Source organism: Idiomarina piscisalsi, assembly GCF_003987095.1.
Classification (GTDB): Bacteria; Pseudomonadota; Gammaproteobacteria; order Enterobacterales; family Alteromonadaceae; genus Idiomarina; species Idiomarina piscisalsi.
Map to the genome: position 1 here is coordinate 184,097 of NZ_PIQA01000003.1, position 22,057 is coordinate 206,153.

A 22,057-nucleotide genomic window follows, 5' to 3' on the forward strand; every position below is an offset into this window, starting at 1 on the left:
TCAGGCTACAGCCACACCGAGGTAGGTTTAGTCATCACAACCTACCCTGCTCGTCTAAATACTTAAGGGTGTCGTAAAAGCGGCGAATGTTACCAACGTAAGTGACAGGCTCGTCGCCGCGCGCGAAGCCAAACCGTGTTTGTCGATAAAATTGCTTCTGGCGCAATAAAGGCAAGCGCTTTTTCACGTCGACCCAGCGGTCTGGATTGCCGCCCTGCTTTTCGGTCAGAATGCGTGCATCTTCCAAATGCCCGAAGCCAATATTATACGCCGCTAATGCAAACCAGGTACGGTCTGGCTGAGGAATTCGATCAGGCACCCGCTCTAACATACGCTCTAAATAACGTGCGCCACCGCGGATACTCTGCTCTGCATTAAGCCTGCTTCTCACGCCCATGGCTTTTGCTGTCGGTAGTGTCAGCATCATCATGCCACGCACGCCGGTTGGTGACACCGCCCGCGGGTTCCACAAAGACTCTTGATAAGAAATAGCCGCCAGTAAACGCCAATCAAGAGTCCCGGAATGCTCTTTAAATAATTCTTTGTATTTAGGCAATATGGCATCTACTGCCTCTATAAATAGACTGGTCGTTACATAGTTAAATTGTTTTACGTGCCCAAAATGCTGCTCTTTAATGTGCGCTAACCGTCCACTACTACGAATTTCCCCAAAGTACTCGATGACGGCTGCATACAGAGAATCATCATTGCTTTGTGGTAATGCCCAGCCAATATCCTGATCATGTTTAACCGTAAAGGCCACGCTCAAATCCGGATGAAAGCGCCGCTGAATATCTAGCGCCGTGCTGTCCGTAATGGTGTAATCGATTTCTTCATTGATAACCATGCGTAATAATTCAACGGCATCATGGTCTGACGTTGCACGCCACTTTAGCGTAGGGATACTGTTCCCTAAGCTTTTCAGAAACTCGTGGTGTGAACTACCTTCGACCACAACAATTTCACCGTCAGTAATTTGTTGTAAGTCTCGCGGACGCTGACGAGCTCCCTGTTTGAACACTACTTTTTGGCTAATAACGTCGTAAGGGGGACTAAAACGAAACAACTGTGCCCGCGTCGACGTTCTATCGATACCCGCAGCTACAATATCGACTTCCCCGCGTCGCAACATAGTAAATAAGTCATTTATGTCGAACCGCGGCACCATTTCCAGTTCGACGCCTAAACGATCAGCAAAGCGTTTCGCTAAATCATACTCAAAGCCCTGCTCCCGATCATGGTCGAAATAATAACTGGTTGGATTCATCAAGGTTCCAACTCGAAGTACCTGACGCTCCTGCACAACCGTCATAGCATCTGGTCGGGTTTGTGGGGTACAGGCCGTCAATGTTGTGACGGCCAGAAACAAAGTTACTAAAAAATAAACTGCAGACTTCGGCATATTAGAGTGATTCCAGCGCCCAATTCACGTAAAGCTCCGTACCTGTTTTAAGCGCATCTTCGTCCGCATAAAAGTAGGGCGAATGGTTGCTGGGCTCTTTGCTCATGTCTCGCTCAGGTGGTGTTACTCCCAAGAAGACAAACATACCGGGTACTTCCAGTGCGTAGTAAGAGAAGTCTTCCGCTCCTGTCACTAAAGGCACTTCTTTGACTTTGTCTGCGCCAGCTACAGCTTTAGTTACCGGAAGCATCTGCTCTACGAGGTCGTCATCATTACTCGTTACCGGATAGCCTAAATCAACATGTACATGAGCTTCTGCGCCATTAGCCTCCGCTGTTTTCTCAGCAGTGTGCTTTAACTTCGCGTGAATATCACTGCGAATGTCCATGTCGAAGTTACGGATAGTACCAATAAGCGTCACATCGTCGGGAATAATGTTGTTACGAACACCGCCTTCAACAATGCCAAAGGAGAGAACCGCTGGTGCTTTGGTAATGTTCGTTTGGCGACTAATAATAGTCTGTGCGTTATTGATGATTTGCGCAGAAGTTACGATTGGATCAACACCGCCCCATGGAGTTGAGCCATGAGTTTGTTTACCTTTAACAGTAATTTCAAATTTATCAGACGAAGCCATTAATGGCCCCTTACGATAACCCACATGACCGGTCGGAAAGCCAGCCCAAACGTGAATTCCGAACACTTTCTCCGGTTTGTTTTCAGCAATAAGATCACCAAATAAACCTTCTTTTAGCATGAGCTCCGCACCGCCTTCTTCACCTTCTGGTGCGCCTTCTTCTGCTGGCTGGAAGATAAACATAACGTTACCTTCCAACTGGTCTTTCATTTCTGCCAGTTTGGTCGCTGCGCCCATGAGCATAGCAACGTGAGTATCGTGACCACAGGCATGCATAACGCCAACCTCTTTGCCCCGGTATTCAGAGGTAACTGTTGACTTGAACGGCACATCGGTTTTTTCAGTTACCGGCAAAGCGTCCATGTCGGCACGGAGTGCGATAGTGGGTCCTGGTTTGCTACCTTTTAACAGCCCAACGACACCGGTATGAGCAACGCCTGTCGCCACTTCCATACCCAATGATCGTAAATGTTTTTCCACCATTTTGGCAGTTTCAAACTCCCGGTTACTGAGCTCTGGATTCGCATGGATATGACGGCGCCACTCAATGACTTGCTGCTCTAAGTCATTGCCGACAGTCACTGGCGACTGCTGCGCCATAGCCTGACCGGGAAAGGCAAAGGCTCCCAAAGTGGCACTACTGGCCAACAGTAAACTGATAGCAAGCTTTTTCATAAATGCTCTCCTGTGCTCCCAAATTGAACTCGTTAAACCGGGAGGAATTGTTGTTCTGGTACTGGCTAATATCCTGCGCTAAAATCGCCGCCATGACAACCGATGAAATTTATATGCAGCGAGCATTAGAGCTTGCCGAAAAAGCGCAACAAGCGGACGAAGTACCGGTTGGTGCGGTGCTGGTGCTAAACGACGAGATTATTGGCGAGGGCTATAATCAGGTTATTAGCCTATCTGACCCGTCCGCCCATGCAGAAGCACAAGCCATTCGTGCCGCTGGGCAGTCTATTGAAAACTATCGGTTAGTCGACTCCACTCTGTACGTCACCCTAGAACCCTGTGCCATGTGCGCCGGGCTCATTACTCATGCTCGGGTTAAGCGCTTAGTGTTTGGCGCCAGCGACCCGCGAACCGGGGCTACCGGCACCGCTATTGAAGTGCTGAACCATGCGTCGATGAATCACAAAGTAGAGGTTGAAAGCGGCGTCTTGGCGGACGAATGTGGCGACATTTTGCGGCGTTTTTTCCGGGCACGCCGCAAGTCGTCGACCAAGCCAGCCAGTTCTTAGCCGACTCGCACTAAATAAAACCCGGACTACATCAGTAGCCCGGTTGCCGCATAAGCCAGAGTCGCGCCAACACCTGCAATTAAAGCGTACGGCAATTGCGTCCTGACGTGATCGATATGCTCAACGCCTGAGGCCATAGACGCAATAATGGTGGTATCCGATATCGGCGATGCGTGGTCGCCGAAAATACCTCCCGAAATGGCGGCAGCAATAAACGGCGCGGGTGGCAAACCAAGTGTCATTGCCAAAGGAATAGCCAACGGCAACATTATGGCAAAAGTGCCCCAGCTTGAGCCTATGGAAAAACCGGTAATTGCCGACAGCACAAAAATAAGCGGTAACAACATCCATAGCGCCACCGAACCGTCCAGAACAGACGCCAGGAACTCACCTGTGCCCAAGTCGCGTGTCAGCCCGCCAAGCGCTATCGACAACCATAAAATGACAGCCAACGGCAAAATATTCCAGGCACCTTTTAGTATGTACTCGACGATATCTTTAATGTTGACCGACTGCGTCAGCAAGGTACCGATACTCGCAATGCCCAACGCTATATATATGGCGATAAAGACACTCAGCGTACCGTCACCTTCGACCAAGACGCCGTTCCCGGTTATCAGCAACATAACCGGTACCATAACGACTAAGGAAATAAGGCTGGTCAGTACCACTGTGGTACCTTTGCCGAAAGTCGCTGTTTCGTCAGGGCCATCCCCCCAGGGATTTTTAGAGACTTGATCGGGCACGGCATTTTTCTCAAACGCTTTCATAGGACCAATATTCCAGTCGAATAAGGCCACGAACAACGCCAGCAAAACCGCAAATATGGCATAGAAATTAAATGCGATAGACTGAATAAACACCATGAGTGGCTGATCAACGCCCTGCTTTGAAATAAGCGTTAAGTTAAATGCTCCCCAAGCGTTCAGCGGAATAAGAATACAAATGGCTGCGCAGGTTGAGTCGACAATGTAGGCAAGTTTTTCGCGAGAAATGCCCAGTCGATCATAAATAGGCCGCGAGGTAGTGCCTGAAATCATGATAGTCACGTTGGACTCAATAAAAACAATGACACCGAGAAACCAGGTCATAAAACGCGCTCGGCGCTTGCTTTCTATCCACTGCTTACGCTCGAGCTTCAATACGAATTGCTTAAAAGTCCCGCCTTTTTCAAGTACGCCAAATAGTGCGCCAATGCCCAGCGTGAAAAACCACACCAACATGTTGCCCGGGTCAATAAGTGTTTCCCAGGTACTGTCGAGCGTGCCATAAGCAATATTTGCCGGAGCAGGCCAGAACAGTAGAACATTCGCCAGAATAATGCCGCCAATAAGGGCTAACAACACTTTTCGGGTAACAATGGCAAAGACAATTGCCAGCAGGGAAGGTAAAAGGCTCGTCCAGCTCAGTTCCATGTGGGTACGTTCGTTTGTGTTTGATATAGGGAGGTTAAAATAATAAACCGCCGCGGGCAATACCAGCGGCGGTTTATTCGTTTGCTCTTATCCTGATCCGTAGCCTGATGCTATTGCATCAGGTACGGTTTTGAGCATTGTTCCTGACGTAATAACGTCAGGCTACAGTAAGTCCAATTAGAACTTGTATTCAACACCTAAACGGACAGACCATAGTGACGGTGCGCCCGCACGAGCTTGTACGTTGCTCACATCACGGAATGAGTTGTACTGGTATTGACCAGCATCATTGATCTCAACGTCAGCAATAGTGACTGCTCGAGGGAAGCTTGCTTCATAAAGCACACCCCAGTCGTCGTTAATCATGTTGCCTAAGTTTTCAATCACGAAGAATGCTGAAGCTTTATGTCCTTCCATGAAGCCAGGCAGTTCTTGCTCTAAGCGCAAGTCAACCTTCGTCCACCATTTACTGTTGAACTCGTTGCGTGGTGCGATACCACCAGCGTACTTGTTCAAGCCAGACTCTTCTAAGAACTCAAAGAAGTCAGCAGTCGCAAACGGCGTACCGTCGTCTGAACCAACAGCGAAGTTCGGATCATCGATACCGGTAGGAACATACAGCAAGCTACGTCCTTGATATGCAATATCACCAAACGCACCGTCAGTCATCGTGTAAGAGAACGGACGACCTTTGTTGCGAGTTGCAAATAGCGTAACGGTTGTATCATAGCCATCAAAGAACTCTTTAGTGTAGTTAGCTTTGAACGTAAAGCGATGTGGAATTTCATAGTTTGACGTTGCCACACCTGGGTTTTGAGCATTTGCGGTTGCCAGGCTAGTGTAGTTTGAGAACGACACTGAGCTAGTCATTGGGTTAACGTCTTCTGCTTTATTGTAAGCGTAACCTAATGTCCAATCTAACCCGAAATCATGCGACTTGTTTAACGCTAAAGATAACGTAGTTTGAGAGCCTGAGTCACCATCCACATTTGTCAGCATAAAGTCGTCGCCTTGATCACGACCGTCAGTTGACATTTCATTGAAAATTGGACGGCCATCCGGCGCTGTATCAACTTGCTCAAGACCTAAGTTATAAATAACGGCTGCATCTTTCTTATCCGTATATAGGAAATCTGCCATCAAAATATAGTCATCAGGCAATGTGAAAGTTGCACCTAAAGCATATTTCCATTCTTTAGGTAGTTCGAAGTCAGGATCCATTGTATTAATCGGACCTTGGCCACCTGCATTAGCAACTTCATCAAACATTTCCTGAGGAATATCGTAAATTGGGTTTCCTTCACCAGTATGCGGCACATCGAACAATGACTGTCCTGAGAAGTCGCGGAATGCTTCGTATTGAGTCACACCGTTGTTCGAGTAGTTATTAGAAATCCAAACGTTCGGGTTACCACCTGAGTACAACCCAATACCACCACGTACTTCAATATCAGGATTCACGAACCAGTTAAAGCCAAAACGCGGCTGCAGTAAGTCCTGATCGCCCATGTTTTGCTGGTTTGAGAAACCATAAAGCTCTTCATTTAACGGGTTGTAAGTTGGGTAGTCATCACTTGTGTACCAGTCATAACGTAAACCGTAAGTGAACGTGATATCCATTGGCGCATAATAATACTCGTCCTGGATATAAGCGGTATTCACTGCATAAGCAAACTCAGCAGCAGCGTCTTGCGGGTTGTTTGTACCTGCTGCACTTTCATAAATTGCTGCGTAAGGTGTTCCTGCCTCAAAGTCATCGATAGAACCAAAGCGATACTCACCTTCGGCTTCCTGTACGAACAAGTTGAAAACATCGTACTCTTCACGCTCGATACCGGCAGAAATAACATGGTCACCTAGCAAGTACGTACCTTTCATTTTAAAGAAAGTGGTATCGTACTTCAGTTTGTTCGCGTGACGAGAGTCGTCAGCGCCTAAGTAAACTGTTGCATCGTTCACACCAATTTGTACTTCACCAAAATCGGTTCCGCCAAGAGGGTTAACTCGCGCATCAAGCTCTGAGTAACCAACACGTACTTCACTTGAGAAGTTATCACTCCAGTCTGAATATAGCTCACCGACATAAGAGGTAAACTTAGAACCGCGCTCGTAGAAGTGGTTAGAGAACTCAAGCTCATCGGAATCACCGTCAGATTCAGCAATCGAGTAACCGTCATTGTAGTTGTAGGTCAATGACGCACGATGAGCATCACTTATATACCAATCTAACTTGGCCAAGAACTTTTCGTCTTCAACAGGCAAGCTTGATGGGAAGCCACCTGGATTATACCCATAGATATCCTGAGCAATAGTAGCAATTCGCTCTACATCGGCATTCGTTACACCCACAACTTCAGTAGCCGCACCAGACCCTTCTGGACCGCGATCAAAGGTATCTGACCCTTCAAGCTTCTCGTAAGAAGTGAAGAAAAACAGTTTATCTTCGAGGATTGCGCCACCCAGGTTAAAGCCGTAGCGCTTTTCGCTAAAGTCACCAACGTTAATTTTGTCGCCTTCTAGCTCGTCGCCTTGCAATGAGTCATTGGTGTAGTCATAGAAAACACCGCCGAACATCTCATTGTCACCGGTTTTGGTAACAGCGTTGATATTACAAGCTGTGAAACCACCGTACTGAACATCAAATGGAGCAAACTCAACAGCAACCTGCTCAATAGCATCATAAGAGAACGGCATACGTTCGGTTGGGTATCCGCTGCTGTTTAAGCCGAAGTTGTCGTTCATACGAACGCCGTCAACCGTTAAGCTGTTAAAACGCGGGTTAGCACCACCACACTGAATATCGCCGGCGTTGGTTTCATTAATATAAATACGCGGGTCAATACGAACAACATCTTTCAAGTCACGGTTTGCCGACGGCGCATTTTCTAAGTCCTGCAAGTTAAAATTAGCCGCTGGACTATTACTACCGTAAAGCGCGTTACTGGTCATGGTTCCTGTTACACTCAGGGTTTCCATAACTTCACGTTCTAGACGCACATTCACATTCTGAGAGTCACCTAGAGTTAGGTAGACATCCTCAACAACTTGGTTTCTACCTTCAGGACCTTCTACAACGATAGTGTATGGGCCACCTACTGGCATACCGCGTGACGAGAATGTGCCTTGTTCGTTTGAACGTAAGGTTTTCACACTCCCTGTTCGTTCGTCGCGAATTTGGACGGTAGCACCAGATACCATTTGGCCTGATTCAGTTGTTACAACACCACGAATGCTGGATGATGTTTCCTGAGCAATAGCAGCACCGCTAAGGCCCATAGCAATAGCAGCCGCAAGAGCTGTACGCTTGAAAGTAGAGTTAAACATAGTTTTGTTCTTCCCGGTTTTGGTTTTGGGTTTTTAAGCACAAATAAGGGTATAGCTTATTTGTGACAATTCTGTGAAAGAAAAAGGAAAAAATTAACGAAGCGAAAGCTTTGGAGAAGGAGGACAGAGAATAATAAAAAGAAGAAAAATAAGACGTTCGTTTATTATTCGATGATGCCCCACGGCATAACAGCTGATTCATCACAGGAAAGCTCATGACTTGATAAGCCTCGAGACTGTGGTTGGTGGTCGGAGCTGTTGGGTATGCCGTTTGATTCATTACGCTTCTAAGACATTTATGTGTCAGATATGTGACATATTTTAATCAAAATATTCGCCCTTGCCTAGCGCTTTGGGAACCTTTATTCTTCTTAATTGTCTTAGGCGTTTCTCAAACAGGCATTCCCATGGGCTTTATGCGGTTTTCAATATACTCAACATTTGTACTTTTTATGGTCACTTCTCTTTCTGCGTTCGCAGGTTCTGGCAAAAGCGCCCCAGAAACAGTTCGTATTGCAACCTTTAATGTCAGTATGGACGCGTCTAATTATTTGCCGGAAAACGAACTCCCTACGCTGAAGAGCTCTCCTCTTCCTGGTGTTCTGGAGCAAAACCATGAGCAAATTCGTGGTATTGCAGAAATACTTCAACGCGTACGTCCCGATGTGGTCCTGCTGAACGAGTTTGACTACGTTGATAAAGCCGTAGGTATTGATGTTTTCCGCAGTGATTATTTAGAAGTGTCTCAAAACGGCCAGGCAGCTATTGATTATCCTTATGCCTACACCGCCCCTGTTAACACGGGGGTGCCTTCGCCTTTTGATTTAAACCGCGATGGCAAAGCCAGCGGCTCTGGTGACGACGCTTGGGCTTTTGGTTGGTACCCGGGTCAATACGGCATGGTTATTTTGTCAAAATACCCTCTGGCAGCTGAGGACGCGCGTACCTTCCAGCATTTCCTATGGAAAGATATGCCGGGCCGCCACATTCCTTATGTACATGACTCAGACAAGCAGCCAACGTCTGAGCCCTGGTTCTCTGAAGACGCTATGGCTCAGTATCCGTTGAGCTCGAAATCTCACTGGGATGTGCCGGTAAACATTGGGGACCGTGTTATTCACCTATTAGCGGCGCACCCGGTACCGCCTGTCTTTGACGGTCCTGAGAACCGTAACGGAATGCGCAACTATGATGAAATCCGCTTGTTTGCTGATTATTTAACACCTGGTCGCGATAACTATCTTTATGACGATAACGGTGTTCGTGGCGGGCTAGGTGAAGACGCTAGCTTTGTAATTCTGGGAGACATGAATGCACAAGCAGGCGCAGGTGGTGTTGACGGTGCAATTGAGCAGCTCCTCGAGCACCCGCGCGTCAACGACGTTAAGCCACAAAGCGAGGGTGGTAAATTGCATTCGCCGGATATTGAGGGTTCTCAATTTCACACAGCGGCTTGGCGCAAACGTGTTGACTATGCCCTACCGTCTGATGACTTAATTGTCAAAAATGCAGGTGTGTTCTGGCCCGTTAACGATGAGCCCGGTGCCGAAATGATGCGAAAGCGCGAGGCCTCTTCTGACCACCGTTTGGTGTGGATAGATATTGTGAAGTAAACAAACGTCCATTACGCCCATTTAATGGGCTGTCGTCCGTGTTGCTGCAGATAATCGTTGGTTTTTTTGAAGTGGTTAGCGTCAAAAAAGCCACGATGTGCAGATAAGGGCGATGGGTGTGGCGCGGTCAGAATGTAATGCTTAGTGCCATCAATCAGCGGGATCTTTTTCTGAGCATGTGAACCCCATAATAAAAACACGACATGCTCTGTCGCTTCCGACACTTTTTTAATAACGGTATCGGTGAAGGTTTCCCAACCCCAGCTTGCATGACTGTGCGCTTTTCCCTGCTCTACCGTAAGTACGGTATTCAGCAACAACACACCCTGCTCGGCCCAGCTGGTTAAATCACCATGCTGCGGTAAGACAGTATCGGGGTAGTCTATGGCTATGGCTTTAAACATATTGCGCAGAGACGGCGGGAACTTCACGCCTTCTTTAACAGAAAAGCTCAGCCCATGCGCCTGCCCTGGCCCGTGATAAGGGTCCTGCCCCAAAATAACCACTTTCACCTGCTCGGGCTCGGTCAGTTTCAACGCATTGAACACCTCTTCCTTAGGTGGGTAAACGACCGTCTGCTGACGTGCCTGCTCAACACGTTGCCACAACTCTTTGAAGTACGGCTTTTGCTTTTCTTCGGCGAGTAAGTCACTCCAGGGCATAAGTTCCACTCTTTACCTGTTAGTTTTTTATAAAAGGTATAATTATCAAATTTAACTTATTATTGTTGTCTGATTCTCTGCAACTGTTGCTGATAAAACTGAATGACCTCATTACATTTAGCGTCAGGATGAAAGCTCTCCATATCATAATCAACGGGACTAGTATTTTTCGCTGCCTGTTGCATTATCTCAGCTAGCTGTTCGGCATTCCCAATATCACTGAGAGGATAAGGAAAGTAACTTTTCAAATACTGAGCCCCATGTGAAGCAGAAGACACAATTGGAAGTTGTGCGTGCATAGCTTCTAAAAATACCAAGCCGAAAGGCTCACTTTTAGCAGCACTAACAAATACATCAAAACAAGCAAGCCAATCGTGAGGCTTGTTTGAAAAGCCGGGCATAACAATACTACTTTCAGCTTTCTCCCGTATTGCTTTCCAATTTTTGCCATCGCCAACAATAACTAAACGGCTATTTGGCACATCTGCTAAATGAAATGCCTCGATGAGAGTTTCATGACCTTTGCTATCAACAACTCTTCCTAAGGTTCCAAACACAATTTCATCATTAGCTATACCGTACTGTGCTCTTAGTTGTTCACGAGCATCTTTACTGGCAGGAACAGCTTGACTCCAGTTATCAATCTGGGCGCTGTTCTTCTTCAGCGCTGAAGGGATAGCTTCCAGTTGCCATGGTGCAATGGCGATCAGAGCATCAAGGTGACGGTGTTGTTGCGGTTTGTAGTGAATATGTAAGGTAGCAATCCTTAAACACTTTCCTGATAGGCCTTTTAACGCTTTACAGGCCGCACTGAGGTGAGCATGGGCAACGTCTGGCTCAATTTCCCTAATAACTTGACGAGCACGGCGACTTGCGAATAAACGGCTACCATCAATAACCTTAACACTAATATTATCGGCAATATGCTGGATAATTGCATTGTCTCGATTTTCTGTTCCCCGCTTATGCAAAACAACCGTAACATCATGGCCTGTATCGGCCTGCATATTAGCCAGTTCTATCGCATGACGTTCACTACCAGCAAAGCTATGAGTCAGAATAATATGTGCAATTTTCATCTAATCAGCCTATTCCCTTTTGACTTCAGACTAACGATGTCGCAATTTTGAGTGATAAAAGAAGACGATATGCTCTTTCAAACGCACCCAGAAGCGCTTTTGCTTCTCTTTGCGCTGCTCCACTTGCTGGATATCACTATTGAAGCCTAGGTTATGGCCCGCAACATGAGGTGTCAGACCTAGAATCTCGATAGGTACTTCCCAGTGCCATTGAAAATCAACATCTACAGGTCTGAAAAAAGTAGAGCGAGCTGCCAATAACTTTTTTGCAGCCTCGTAACTAATTACTTGAGCTCCAGCTCCAGAAGGAGGTTTATCGTAGCTTACCAGGCTAAATCCTAACTTTTTTTCCAGCTCGGTTTCCTTCCGAGGCTTAAATGGATTGCCTAGTTTAATAAAAGACCAATTACGTTCCAGCTTTACCAAGACATCATGAACTTTCGCAAAGTCAGGCGTTAACTTTTGATCATCCTCAAGTACGATTGCGTAATCGAGTTCTTCATCAACAATTCGTTGCCAACAGCGAATGTGACTTAAGTAACAACCTATCTCTCCCCAGGTTAAATCGTAGTGATAACGCTTTTTTGCTTTACCCTGATCAAAACAAGCTTTTTCCGCTTCTGTTAGTTTCGTTCCATCAACAGCACTAACACGTTCAAATGGCATACCCAATGAATCAAGCTGTGCTTTTGCATCAGCCAACCGGTGCGGAGAGCGCTCTAAATTAATTAAAAAAGTTTTATATTTCATTAAATATTATCTAATGTGTGTCGTTTTAGATGAAGAGTCTTATTACTGATTCAGTTTCGCATATTATTAAATGCAAGACCTGTTATGCAGAGTAACAATGGCGCTATTAAACACTGTTTTTAAATATGAAGCAATTAACACTAAAGCTCACTACTGGATTTCCCAGAGTGAGCTTTGAATTGAAGACTTCAACTCTCATCAGAGAATTATTTATCTTTATACTTCTCAAACCAATGTAAGATATAAGCAACTTTATTCATCAGGTTGCTTGGTCTTGCATAAATGCCATGACCTGAGTCCTGAATGCGCACCATAGCAGTGTCGACGCCTTTCAATTTCAACGCCTGATAATACTGTTCGGTTTCCGACATGGGCGTCCTGTAGTCATTCTCACCGGTTAATAGCATGGTTGGCGTTGTCACATTGCCAACGTAACTAATTGGCGAGCGTTCCATGTAATGTTCCATATTCTCCCATGGTAAACCCGGGAACCAATACTGGTAGAAGAAGTTATACATGTCTGCAGTCAGTACGAAGCTGTACCAATTAATGACCGGCTTAGCCACAACAGCGGCTTTAAAACGGTCAGTGTGTCCCACTATCCAGGCGGTTAGTACACCGCCGCCACTACCGCCTGTGACAAATAACTCGTCTTCGTCAATAAAGCCTTTTTCAATCACAGCATCAACACCATCCATGAGATCGTTATAGTCGTCGCTTGGATAGTTATGATGAATTCCATTGGCGAAATCAGCCCCATAGCTAGTACTGCCACGAGGGTTGGTATACAGCACGACATAACCGGCAGCTGCAAAGAGCTGAACTTCAGCGGCAAAACGCGGACCATAATTAGTATGTGGACCGCCATGAATTTCCAGCATCAATGGGTATTTTTTGTCTTTATCGAAGTTTGGCGGATACGCAATCCACCCCTGTAAGTCTTTACCATCGACGCTCGACTTATAGCGAATTTCTTCTACTTTTGCGAGTTGCTTGTGAGCCAAGGCGTCCTCATTCAGGCGAGTTACTTGTTGGACAGTATCGTCTTCCCATAACGCTAATTCAGCTGGGCGCATTGGGTTTGAAATGGTAAAAGCAATTTTGTCCCCTTTTGCAACACTGAAGTCGCCTCCACCATAAGGTCGGCTGTAGGAAAGGCCGCCCACACGGTCAGTTAAGTGCGTGTGCTCGCCGCTTAAGTCCGTACGTGCAAGCTGCCCGACTCCGTTGTCGTCATAAGTGAAATAGATACCACGGCTGTCAGAGTCCCACTCGAAGCCTGTAACGCTGCGATCTAAGTCTGGCGTTAGCACTTCCATATCAGTACCATCGGTATTCATGACGTAGAGCTTAGTAATCTGATAGCTCATTTTTTCATCGTCATAACCGGTGTACGCGATTTTCTCGCCGTTTGGTGACACTTTAGGTGAACTGTCTGGTCCATTTCTGTCAGTGATTGGTGATATCTCTTTGCTAGCAACAGTTAGCTGATAAATTTCACTATTTACAGGGTTAAGGAATGCGTCGTCTCGACGATTAGCCGAAAAGAAAATATGCTTTCCGTCAGCCGACCAGGCCAAGTTACCGCCATGGTTGAACTCGTCTTCGGTTAATTGACGTGGCGAGCCCCCCGTAGCAGGCACGACATAAACTTGCTGATATCCGTCTTCTGCATAGCCGCCACCGTCATAACGGTAATTGCCTTTATCGATATATTTCGGTGGTGTTGTCCAATTCGCCCCCTCGGGTTTTCCCGGCAAGCTTACCGGAGCAGGTTCGGGCTTTGGTGTAAACATTGAAAATGCGATTTGGCTTCCATCGGGTGACCAACTCAGTCCTGACGGCGCTTTCGTTAATTGAGTAATGGCTGCGCTTTCGCCAGAATCCACCCAGTAGATATGAATTTGAGGGCTACCGGTTTCCGTTGACACATAGGCTAGACGCTTGCCGTCAGGCGACCACACTGGTTGGCTTTCACTGCCTTGTTCACCGGTTAACGGGCGTATATCTCCGTCCGGTAGTACACTCCATAAGCGCCCAACTTTACGGTCGTTTTGTATGTCCATAGACTGGCGGACAAATACGCCCCACTCACCACTTGGATGAATGGTCGGTGACGATGCGTACTCCAGAGTGAATACGTCTTCTAATTCTAACTTTTCTTGGGCTATTGAGGCACTTGATACTGCCAGCGCCGCTGCCGCTATTACCCATTTTTTCATTGTTGTTCCCCCAAATAAAAAAACCGCCTCATAGAGACGGTTTTATCGCGATTCAAAACATGAATCAATGTATTAGAACGCGTATGAGAAGCTAACGGACGCAAAATCACGGTCAGCTAACGGATCTAAGTCACTGTCTGAGTACATAGTGTAACCAAGAGTCACTTTATAAGTTGACAGGTAGTCAGCCATTAAATTAAGACCCAGTGATTTACGGTCTTCAATAAAGTTACTGTTTGGCGAATGACCATTTACGTCATGGTTAAACTGGACTGTTGGATTTAACCCCCAACCTTGCCATACGTTTGAGTATTCAAACTGGAAACGCGTGCGATAGCCCCAAGATGTTGAAGTGACGAAGCCATCGCAGTTACCTACTTGTGCCTGAAATGCTCCGGCTACTTGATCCTGCCCAGCTTGAGAAGCTGCTCCAATATATGGATCCATGTCCGCTTGCGTGAAACACTTGCCAAATAAAGGCAGACGACCATAACGTTGCTCTTGAATGCCCGGCATGTCGTGAACACTGTTCATCGCTACCTCACCGACAAAGGTCATACGATCTGAACCTAAGAAACGGTCGAAGAAACGAACGAAACTAATTTGTGCTTGACTTACGTCTAAGCGGTCATAACCATTTGCCTTTTCACCAAAAGGCGTTGTAGTTACTCGATCAGCAAAAGTGCTTGGAGCATTCGGTCGTAGGCCTGCAGTTAAAATTTCCGTCGTATTAATTTGCACCGGCATACCGTCGCGGTAGCTGTATTCACCAGACACTGACCACATGCCAAGGTTTGTACTGAAGCTTAAACCGTAAACTTCGGTATCTTCAGGGTACTCCAATACTAACTTAGGACCGTCGATGGGATAACCGTCTGATGTCGACCAAGAAAAGCTCAGATCCAAAGGGCTAACACCTTGCAAGCTAGGTGATGGATCTTCACTCCAATTATAAGCTGAAATAATTGGCGTGTTGTTATGCAAGTTCAGATAATAAACACCGAATTCAGCACCTAAGTCCATGGAGTAGTAACGTAAATTTACGCCCCATTGGCCGCTGTCAGAAGCCTCCAACATTGGGTTACTACCAATGTAAGCTCCTGCTTCAAATGACTGACGATCACTTAAGTAACTATTAGGGTCTCCTGGTGTACCTTGCACAGGGTCAGCCGGGATCAATTGAGGATTCAGCGTCACCAAACCACAACCGGGACCACCAATAATATCAACGCTTGAGAAGTAGGTACCACAACCGTCCAGTTTAGTGTTATCCCACTCGTATTGATAGAAGGCTTCAAAGTTCATTACGTCGGTTAAACCGATGTTAGTGCTTATCATACCGACTGGTAATAGCGCTTCTTTAATTTCCGCGCCCGGACGGCGAGCGGCGTTGACGTCTAACGGGTTAATGTCGTTAATGCCGTTGAAAACGAAGGTACTTTCACCCCAGCTTAATACCTGACGACCCACACGGACGTTTGCAGGCATATCACCGATATCAAAGTTTGCATAAACAAATGCGTCTAGCAACTCAACTCCATGCCCCTGCGAATAATCGTCAAAAGCATCATCATTTAGTTTCTTATTCGGGAAGTAGCCATTGGGACTGTGACCATGAGGCATTTCCTCTTCAGAAATCACATAGTCGTACCAATAGTTAAAGCGCACAAAAGCACCATGGCTATCGCCGTCAATGCTTAAATCGTGAACACCTTTGAAAACTGATGATACTAAGTCGCCTTTGTCAAAGTTCAAGTTGCCGTCATCACCGACACTTGAGCCTGCGGTTCCGCCTGCGCGGTTGCCTGGATGAATCAGGTGGTTGGCCTGATCTTCCATACGCCATGACGCACCGTAGGACAAAATAGAGTCGAATTTAATTTCATAGTCGCCGACTTCGAAGTCAGCAGCCTGGCCTGTAGCCGCAAAGCTCAGTGCAATGGCCGTAGCCAGAGGAAGTTTTTTTAGCATAGTTGTTCTTCTTTTCATTGTGAGCCACCTAATCCTTTAAACTTGTTTGGCGGTTATAGATGAATCATGTCCGATGAGTTAAAAATATGCAAGTGTATGAACACGAAAAGATAACAAGTTGTTGGAAAAAGTGCGGGAAAATGTCGTTACCAGCGTCTAAATTGACGCTGGTAACGAGTCTTCAAAAGTGTTTTTTAACTTTTCTTTGAGTTCGGGAAGAACATCAAATAAGTCGGCTACCAAACCGTAATCCGCCACCTGGAAGATAGGTGCTTCTTCGTCTTTGTTGATAGCAACGATGACTTTGGAGTCTTTCATACCGGCTAAGTGCTGGATAGCACCACTGATACCGACAGCCACATAAAGCTGTGGCGCAACAATTTTACCGGTTTGACCCACCTGCATGTCGTTGGGTACGAAACCAGCGTCAACAGCGGCACGTGATGCACCAACCGCCGCACCTAATTTATCAGCAATGTCTTCCAGCATGTGGAAGTTGTCGCCGTTTTGCATACCACGACCACCAGAAATTACGATTTCCGCCGCTGTAAGATCTGGACGCTCAGACTCTGCCAGCTGCTCGCCAACAAATTCCGATTTGTCGTTGTTAAATACGGAATCGATACTTTCAACGTCACCACTACCACCTTCTGCTGCAACCGCATCAAATGCTGTTGCACGAACGGTAATGACTTTAATGTTGTCTTCTGACTGCACAGTGGCAATGGCGTTACCGGCATAGATAGGACGCTTAAAGGTGTCATCGCTTTCTACCGAAATAATGTCAGATACCTGCGCTACGTCTAATAAAGCAGCAACGCGCGGCATGAAGTTTTTGCCGGTAGTTGTTGCCGGAGCCAGAATGTGACTGTAGTTTTTGCCTAAATCAGCAACCAGTTCGCTGATGTTTTCGGCCAACTGATGCTCGTAAGCCTCGTTGTCTGCCAGCATGACTTTCTTCACGCCGTCGGCTTTTGCTACATTTTCAGCAACGGTTGAGCACCCTTTACCGGCAACCAGTACCTCGATGTCGCCACCGATTTTCTGTGCAGCGGCTAACGTTTTCAGTGTTGAAGGGTCAACCGCGTTATTGTCGTGTTCTGCTACCACTAAGATGCTCATAATACTTTCGCCTCGTTTTTCAGTTTGTCGACCAGCTCATCTACGTCAGCTACTTTCACACCGGCGCTACGTTCAGCAGGCGTTTCAACTTTCAGCAGCTTAATAGTGCGCTTAACTTCCACACCCAGTTCGTCCGGGCTTGTGGTTTCCAGCGGCTTACGCTTGGCTTTCATGATGTTTGGCAGCGACGCGTAACGCGGTTCGTTCAAACGCAGGTCAGTAGTGACAATAGCCGGCAGGTTCAATTTAACGGTTTGCAGACCACCGTCAATTTCACGGGTGACGTTCACAAAGCCGTCGCCAACTTCCACTTTAGACGCGAAAGTACCTTGTGGCATACCGGTTAAGGCGCCCAGCATTTGACCGGTCTGGTTGTTGTCTGAGTCGATAGACTGTTTACCCAGAATGACCATGTCCGGTCCTTCTTTCTCTACCACACCTTTTAGAATTTTAGCGGCAGATAAAGAGTCTGGCATGTCGTCGGTTTCAACCTGAATAGCACGGTCAGCACCTAGTGCCAGTGCAGTACGTAACTGCTCCTGTACCGCTTTAGGGCCAATAGAAACTACAACGACTTCGTCTGCTGTGCCAGCTTCTTTCAAACGCACGGCTTCTTCTACGGCAATTTCGCAGAATGGGTTAAGTGCCATTTTGACGTTCGCCAAATCGACATCGGACTGATCTGGTTTAACACGCACCTTGACGTTGTAGTCAATGACGCGCTTAACCGCGACAAGTATCTTCATGTTGTACTTCCTTTTGCTGGAATGTTCTTAATGTTGGTGTTTATTATGCTGCCATTATCCTAGACTGGCGTCGATCTCACAAGTTGTGGGAGAATAAAACTCTATTACCGTAAGGGAGAGTTTACATGGCCAGCTGGGAACAGCTTTTTCGTCACTTAGTTCAACAAGCCAAAAGTCTACCAGAATATCCGGCAGAATGTCGTGATGACGATCATCTGGTGGGTGGCTGCGAGGCTAAGGTATGGCTGTGGCTGGATACTTCTGATGTAGAGGCGGTAGTGATTCGTTTCGATTCTGAATCGCGCATTGTGCGCGGACTACTGGCGCTACTGCAACAACGGCTGGACGGCTGTTCGGTAGCAGAAATAGCCGCCTTTGACATTGACGCCTTTTACCGCGCCGAAGGTTTAGATAATGCCCTAAGCCCCTCGCGCAGCAACGGCCTGTACCAGGTCGCCAAAACATTGAAGCAGCGGGTTGTAAATGAGCGCTGAGGTTATAGGAGCTACTGCGGAGGACGCCCGTGAATACATCCCTGTAGGGCTTGGGCAGCGCCATCCATGGCGCTGCACACCTCCGCAGTAGCTCCCATAACCGTCGATCGCGCTCATCGGCAAATTACACTTTTTTCAACAAAACAGCGGTGGCTTGCATTGCGAAGCTGCAGGTGACGACCATAGCGGCGCCGAAGCCGGAGCTGCAGTCCATGCGCATGGAGCCGGAGCCGGGTTTTTGTAGTGTAACTTCGCCTTCCTGCTCACCGGAAATAATGGGATAACGCAGCTGCTCTTCGGAATAGACACAGTCAACGCCCCATTTACGTTTGGGGTTCTTGGAAAAGCCGTAGTCGCGACGCAGTTGTGAGCGTACTTTGGCTAGTAGTGGGTCCTGCTTGGCTTTGGCTAAATCACCGATGCGGATCATGCCCGGGTCTATCTGCCCACCGGCACCGCCACACACCACTAAGCGTAACTTGTGACGTTTGCACCAGGCTACCAGCGCCGCTTTGGTGTTAACGCTGTCTATGGCGTCTAGCACCGCATCGGCACCGGTTAAGTATTCTTCAAAGTTTTCGGGCAGCAAAAAGTCATCAATAACTTTAACTTCGCAGTTCGGGTTAATGCTTTTCACCCGCTGTGCCAGCACTTCTGTTTTGAGTTGCCCAATGGTTTCATCCGTAGCCGGTAACTGACGGTTGATATTGGTGGTGCATACGTCGTCTAAATCAATGAGGGTCAGCTTGCCTATGCCGGTGCGCGCCAGTGCTTCCACCGCCCAGGAACCTACACCGCCAAGCCCGGCGACTACTATATGTAACTGCTGAAAATGGTTGAGCGCCTGCTGTCCGTAAACACGGCTGACACCACCAAAGCGTTGATCGGGTACTTCACTCATGACTGGGTTGTTCACTCACATCGTAGATAATAATGCCCACCTGATGCACTTCACCACGCGGGTTCTTAAGCGGAATTAGGGTCACGTTTTGGTACATCCACTCGCTCTGACCGCTTATAGGCCGGCTGTGGCGAAAGCGAAACACATAAGGACGCTGTTGCCAGGTAATAAACACCCGCGAATTCAATTGCCGCACGCGGTCTATTTTACGTTGGAACCAGACCTGGTCGATACCCGGACAACAGCGGAATAAATTTTTATCGCGCACTTCGCTGGGTCGCAGACCGCTGTGGTTCTGCATAAACTCATTCCACATCTGGATGTTGTTGTCGTTATCGACCACCACAATACCCACGTCAATGGCGCCCAGTATGCTTAGCTTGCTGTGCAGCTCGTCCATGTCGTCTATCATTGGTCATCCTCTTCGCTTTGCAGCCAGTGCGCTAACTGCTGGTCGAGAATTTTTACGGCATCGGCCGGGAACAACAGTAAGAGATCAAACGCCAGCTTATGTTCTGGCAACTGATAGCCAATTTCTATGGCCAGAATTTTCTGCCAGCGTTGCTCACCATGCTTCAGTAATTCCTGCATGGACTGGTTTTCGCCAAGCAACACCGGCTGCGACGCCGCAAACTCCACATGCAACTGCTGGCCTAAACCGTTTAAACAGGCAGAGGATAAAATAGAGGCGACGTCCATTAACGATTCAATGCGTTGCTGCTTCACCGAGCCACTGTCACCCAGTTTTGCACCCAGCAGCTTACCTATGTCGTCAATAGCCGCTTCATTAAACAGGGTTAGCGCCTCACCCAATATACCGCTGCCGGAAAACCCCTGACTGACTGCCGCCACTTGCTGCTTGGCGTCGATGGACTCTATGGCCATGTGCAGTTCAGAAGGTGCAATGAAGTTAACGTTAGGCACCGGCAACTCAATGAACGTGTCCAGCACCCGGGCTAAGTGATCACCCGCCTGGCCCATAGCCACGTTCGAAACCTCGCGGTACACATCCAGCGGATTCGCCGGTGCGTGGGTTTGTTCGTCGGCGACTTTCAGTTGACCACCCGCGGGCTGATAAAGACCGAATTGCTGCAACAAAGTCTGCACCTCTTCGGCCTTCATGGGCTTTTTCACAAACGCCATGGCACCCAATGCCTGCACCCGTTTTTGTGCCTCAGGCTGAATATCGCCGGACACCACAATCACCAGGCTTTCGAGTTGTTCGTCTTTGATTGCCTGCAGGGTTTCGTAGCCGTCTTTTACCGGCATATTCAAATCCAGAAACAGGATTTCCGCACGCCCTTCACGCACACAAGTAAGCGCTTGCTCACCGTGCTCCGCTTGGTGCACTTCGGCATCCCAGTCATCGGGTAGCGTGCGCAGCAACTGTTTACGCGCCATTTTCGAGTCATCGCACAGGGTGACTTTTAGCGTCATAGTGTCAGATTTCCGCCCGTTGGTTAATACCGTTATTCTAGCGCAGGCAGTAGCCTGATGCCATTGCATCAGGTACGATATAAAACATTACGCACAACACAATTTATATAAAAAATGAAACAATACTTAGAGCTGTGCCAACGCATTGTCGACGAAGGTGTTTGGGTTAAAAACGAACGTACAGGCATTAACTGCCTAACGGTTATAAACGCCGACTTAGAGTACGACGTTGCCAACAACCAATTCCCGCTGATTACCACTCGCAAAAGCTATTACAAATCAGCTATTGCTGAGCTTTTGGGTTATTTGCGTGGCTACGACAGCGCGGCTCAGTTTCGTGATATTGGCTGCAAAACCTGGGACGCGAATGCCAATGAAAACCAGGCCTGGCTGAACAACCCTAACCGCAAAGGCGAAGATGATATGGGGCGCGTTTACGGAGTACAGGGGCGTTCATGGCAAAAACCGGACGGCAGCCACTTAGATCAGTTGAGAAAAGTGGTTAATAACCTATCAAAAGGAATTGATGATCGCGGTGAAATAGTCACTTTCTATAACCCGGGGGAATTTGAGTTAGGCTGTTTGCGTCCCTGTATGCATACCCACAACTTTTCGCTGTTAGGCGACACGCTTTACTTAACCTCGTACCAGCGCAGCTGCGACGTACCGCTGGGGCTCAACTTTAACCAAATTCAGTGCTTTGTTCTGCTGGCTCTGGTAGCACAAATTACCGGGCACAAGCCGGGCAAGGCCTATCACAAGATAGTGAACGCTCACATCTATGAGAACCAGTTAGAACTCATGCGTGATGTACAGCTGAAGCGGGAACCGTTTCCGTCGCCGCAGCTGCATATTAATCCTGAGATAAAATCTTTAGAAGACATTGAAACCTGGGTCAACAAAGATGACTTCACGGTCAGCGGTTACCAGTGCCACGAGCCAATAAAGTACCCATTTGCTGTGTAGGTGAGGTTGCCTGAGGCCTAGGAGGAAGCGGCTGTTAAGTCACATGTTTCGCTTGAACGTTAAGGGGTTCTA

General features: G+C 47.5%; 18 protein-coding genes. 4 read left to right on the plus strand and 14 right to left on the minus strand.

Annotated features, from left to right (window positions below; genetic code table 11):
* Window positions 1-34: 34 nt before the first annotated feature.
* On the minus strand, window positions 35-1,402 hold the full coding sequence (gene mltF, locus CWI73_RS05760) for a membrane-bound lytic murein transglycosylase MltF (protein WP_126751928.1): 1,368 nt from the start codon (window positions 1,400-1,402) through the stop codon (window positions 35-37).
* A gap of 1 nt (window position 1,403) precedes the next feature.
* On the minus strand, window positions 1,404-2,714 hold the full coding sequence (locus CWI73_RS05765; RefSeq protein ID WP_126751929.1) for an amidohydrolase: 1,311 nt from the start codon (window positions 2,712-2,714) through the stop codon (window positions 1,404-1,406).
* A 92-nt stretch (window positions 2,715-2,806) separates the two neighbouring features.
* Between CWI73_RS05765 and tadA the strand changes: the two genes are divergently transcribed.
* The gene (gene tadA / locus CWI73_RS05770; protein ID WP_126752044.1) at window positions 2,807-3,283 is read left to right on the plus strand and encodes a tRNA adenosine(34) deaminase TadA; all 477 of its coding nucleotides are present in this window, start codon (window positions 2,807-2,809) and stop codon (window positions 3,281-3,283) included.
* Between the two features lie 26 nt (window positions 3,284-3,309).
* Here the strand turns inward: tadA and CWI73_RS05775 are convergent, their stop codons facing one another.
* Window positions 3,310-4,698 (minus strand): Na+/H+ antiporter NhaC family protein, encoded by a 1,389-nt coding sequence (locus CWI73_RS05775; protein WP_126751930.1) that lies wholly within the window; start codon window positions 4,696-4,698, stop codon window positions 3,310-3,312.
* Window positions 4,699-4,875: 177 nt separating this feature from the next.
* Window positions 4,876-8,022, minus strand: a complete 3,147-nt coding sequence (locus CWI73_RS05780; protein ID WP_126751931.1) for a TonB-dependent receptor — start codon at window positions 8,020-8,022, stop codon at window positions 4,876-4,878.
* 452 nt (window positions 8,023-8,474) lie between these two features.
* On the opposite strand from CWI73_RS05780, the gene CWI73_RS05785 reads away from it, so the two are divergent.
* Complete coding sequence (locus CWI73_RS05785) at window positions 8,475-9,635, plus strand: endonuclease/exonuclease/phosphatase family protein (RefSeq protein WP_241968844.1); 1,161 nt, start codon at window positions 8,475-8,477, stop codon at window positions 9,633-9,635.
* 11 nt (window positions 9,636-9,646) lie between these two features.
* On the opposite strand, the gene ung is transcribed toward CWI73_RS05785, so the two are convergent.
* The 7 genes from ung to CWI73_RS05820 all read right to left on the minus strand — a co-directional run bounded on the left by ung (window position 9,647) and on the right by CWI73_RS05820 (window position 18,187).
* On the minus strand, window positions 9,647-10,297 hold the full coding sequence (ung, locus tag CWI73_RS05790; protein WP_126751932.1) for a uracil-DNA glycosylase: 651 nt from the start codon (window positions 10,295-10,297) through the stop codon (window positions 9,647-9,649).
* 59 nt (window positions 10,298-10,356) lie between these two features.
* Window positions 10,357-11,376 carry a glycosyltransferase gene (locus CWI73_RS05795; protein WP_126751933.1) on the minus strand — a complete coding sequence of 340 codons (1,020 nt, stop codon included), beginning with the start codon at window positions 11,374-11,376 and terminating at the stop codon, window positions 10,357-10,359.
* A 30-nt stretch (window positions 11,377-11,406) separates the two neighbouring features.
* Window positions 11,407-12,126: a glycosyltransferase family 25 protein gene (locus CWI73_RS05800; protein ID WP_126751934.1), complete on the minus strand. Its 720-nt coding sequence runs from the start codon at window positions 12,124-12,126 to the stop codon at window positions 11,407-11,409.
* Between the two features lie 206 nt (window positions 12,127-12,332).
* Window positions 12,333-14,348, minus strand: coding sequence for a S9 family peptidase (locus CWI73_RS05805; RefSeq protein WP_126751935.1), 2,016 nt, complete (start codon window positions 14,346-14,348; stop codon window positions 12,333-12,335).
* A 72-nt stretch (window positions 14,349-14,420) separates the two neighbouring features.
* On the minus strand, window positions 14,421-16,337 hold the full coding sequence (locus CWI73_RS05810; protein WP_241968845.1) for a DUF1302 domain-containing protein: 1,917 nt from the start codon (window positions 16,335-16,337) through the stop codon (window positions 14,421-14,423).
* Between the two features lie 138 nt (window positions 16,338-16,475).
* Window positions 16,476-17,441 carry an electron transfer flavoprotein subunit alpha/FixB family protein gene (locus CWI73_RS05815; RefSeq protein ID WP_126751936.1) on the minus strand — a complete coding sequence of 322 codons (966 nt, stop codon included), beginning with the start codon at window positions 17,439-17,441 and terminating at the stop codon, window positions 16,476-16,478.
* A complete protein-coding gene (locus CWI73_RS05820) occupies window positions 17,438-18,187 on the minus strand; it encodes an electron transfer flavoprotein subunit beta/FixA family protein (protein WP_053954537.1) in 750 nt (249 codons plus the stop codon). Before CWI73_RS05820 ends, CWI73_RS05815 begins: the two co-directional genes overlap by 4 nt.
* Before the next feature lie 125 nt (window positions 18,188-18,312).
* On the opposite strand from CWI73_RS05820, the gene CWI73_RS05825 reads away from it, so the two are divergent.
* Window positions 18,313-18,681: a SufE family protein gene (locus CWI73_RS05825; protein WP_126751937.1), complete on the plus strand. Its 369-nt coding sequence runs from the start codon at window positions 18,313-18,315 to the stop codon at window positions 18,679-18,681.
* 124 nt (window positions 18,682-18,805) lie between these two features.
* Here CWI73_RS05825 and tcdA read toward each other — a convergent pair whose 3' ends face one another.
* The 3 genes from tcdA to CWI73_RS05840 are packed head-to-tail and all read right to left on the minus strand — an operon-like array spanning window position 18,806 to window position 21,019.
* On the minus strand, window positions 18,806-19,582 hold the full coding sequence (gene tcdA / locus CWI73_RS05830) for a tRNA cyclic N6-threonylcarbamoyladenosine(37) synthase TcdA (RefSeq protein ID WP_126751938.1): 777 nt from the start codon (window positions 19,580-19,582) through the stop codon (window positions 18,806-18,808).
* Window positions 19,575-19,994, minus strand: a complete 420-nt coding sequence (locus tag CWI73_RS05835; protein ID WP_053954532.1) for a PAS domain-containing protein — start codon at window positions 19,992-19,994, stop codon at window positions 19,575-19,577. The genes tcdA and CWI73_RS05835 overlap by 8 nt, the downstream gene beginning before the upstream one ends.
* Window positions 19,991-21,019 carry a response regulator gene (locus CWI73_RS05840; protein ID WP_126751939.1) on the minus strand — a complete coding sequence of 343 codons (1,029 nt, stop codon included), beginning with the start codon at window positions 21,017-21,019 and terminating at the stop codon, window positions 19,991-19,993. Before CWI73_RS05840 ends, CWI73_RS05835 begins: the two co-directional genes overlap by 4 nt.
* Before the next feature lie 114 nt (window positions 21,020-21,133).
* Here CWI73_RS05840 and CWI73_RS05845 point away from each other — a divergent pair, with 114 nt between their 5' ends.
* Complete coding sequence (locus tag CWI73_RS05845) at window positions 21,134-21,985, plus strand: thymidylate synthase (protein ID WP_126751940.1); 852 nt, start codon at window positions 21,134-21,136, stop codon at window positions 21,983-21,985.
* Window positions 21,986-22,057 lie beyond the last annotated feature (72 nt).

What these genes read in the sequence shown, in the direction of transcription:
- CWI73_RS05800 (WP_126751934.1), bottom strand. Translation starts at nt 12,126, where the DNA reads ATGAAATATAAAACTTTTTTAATTAATTTAGAGCGCTCTCCGCACCGG.
- CWI73_RS05805 (WP_126751935.1), bottom strand. Translation starts at nt 14,348, where the DNA reads ATGAAAAAATGGGTAATAGCGGCAGCGGCGCTGGCAGTATCAAGTGCC.
- CWI73_RS05785 (WP_241968844.1), top strand. Translation starts at nt 8,475, where the DNA reads ATGGTCACTTCTCTTTCTGCGTTCGCAGGTTCTGGCAAAAGCGCCCCA.
- CWI73_RS05810 (WP_241968845.1), bottom strand. Translation starts at nt 16,337, where the DNA reads ATGAAAAGAAGAACAACTATGCTAAAAAAACTTCCTCTGGCTACGGCC.
- CWI73_RS05765 (WP_126751929.1), bottom strand. Translation starts at nt 2,714, where the DNA reads ATGAAAAAGCTTGCTATCAGTTTACTGTTGGCCAGTAGTGCCACTTTG.
- CWI73_RS05825 (WP_126751937.1), top strand. Translation starts at nt 18,313, where the DNA reads ATGGCCAGCTGGGAACAGCTTTTTCGTCACTTAGTTCAACAAGCCAAA.
- CWI73_RS05775 (WP_126751930.1), bottom strand. Translation starts at nt 4,698, where the DNA reads ATGGAACTGAGCTGGACGAGCCTTTTACCTTCCCTGCTGGCAATTGTC.
- tadA (WP_126752044.1), top strand. Translation starts at nt 2,807, where the DNA reads ATGACAACCGATGAAATTTATATGCAGCGAGCATTAGAGCTTGCCGAA.
- CWI73_RS05840 (WP_126751939.1), bottom strand. Translation starts at nt 21,019, where the DNA reads ATGACGCTAAAAGTCACCCTGTGCGATGACTCGAAAATGGCGCGTAAA.
- mltF (WP_126751928.1), bottom strand. Translation starts at nt 1,402, where the DNA reads ATGCCGAAGTCTGCAGTTTATTTTTTAGTAACTTTGTTTCTGGCCGTC.
- CWI73_RS05820 (WP_053954537.1), bottom strand. Translation starts at nt 18,187, where the DNA reads ATGAAGATACTTGTCGCGGTTAAGCGCGTCATTGACTACAACGTCAAG.
- CWI73_RS05845 (WP_126751940.1), top strand. Translation starts at nt 21,134, where the DNA reads ATGAAACAATACTTAGAGCTGTGCCAACGCATTGTCGACGAAGGTGTT.
- CWI73_RS05835 (WP_053954532.1), bottom strand. Translation starts at nt 19,994, where the DNA reads ATGATAGACGACATGGACGAGCTGCACAGCAAGCTAAGCATACTGGGC.
- CWI73_RS05815 (WP_126751936.1), bottom strand. Translation starts at nt 17,441, where the DNA reads ATGAGCATCTTAGTGGTAGCAGAACACGACAATAACGCGGTTGACCCT.
- tcdA (WP_126751938.1), bottom strand. Translation starts at nt 19,582, where the DNA reads ATGAGTGAAGTACCCGATCAACGCTTTGGTGGTGTCAGCCGTGTTTAC.
- ung (WP_126751932.1), bottom strand. Translation starts at nt 10,297, where the DNA reads ATGCCCTGGAGTGACTTACTCGCCGAAGAAAAGCAAAAGCCGTACTTC.
- CWI73_RS05780 (WP_126751931.1), bottom strand. Translation starts at nt 8,022, where the DNA reads ATGTTTAACTCTACTTTCAAGCGTACAGCTCTTGCGGCTGCTATTGCT.
- CWI73_RS05795 (WP_126751933.1), bottom strand. Translation starts at nt 11,376, where the DNA reads ATGAAAATTGCACATATTATTCTGACTCATAGCTTTGCTGGTAGTGAA.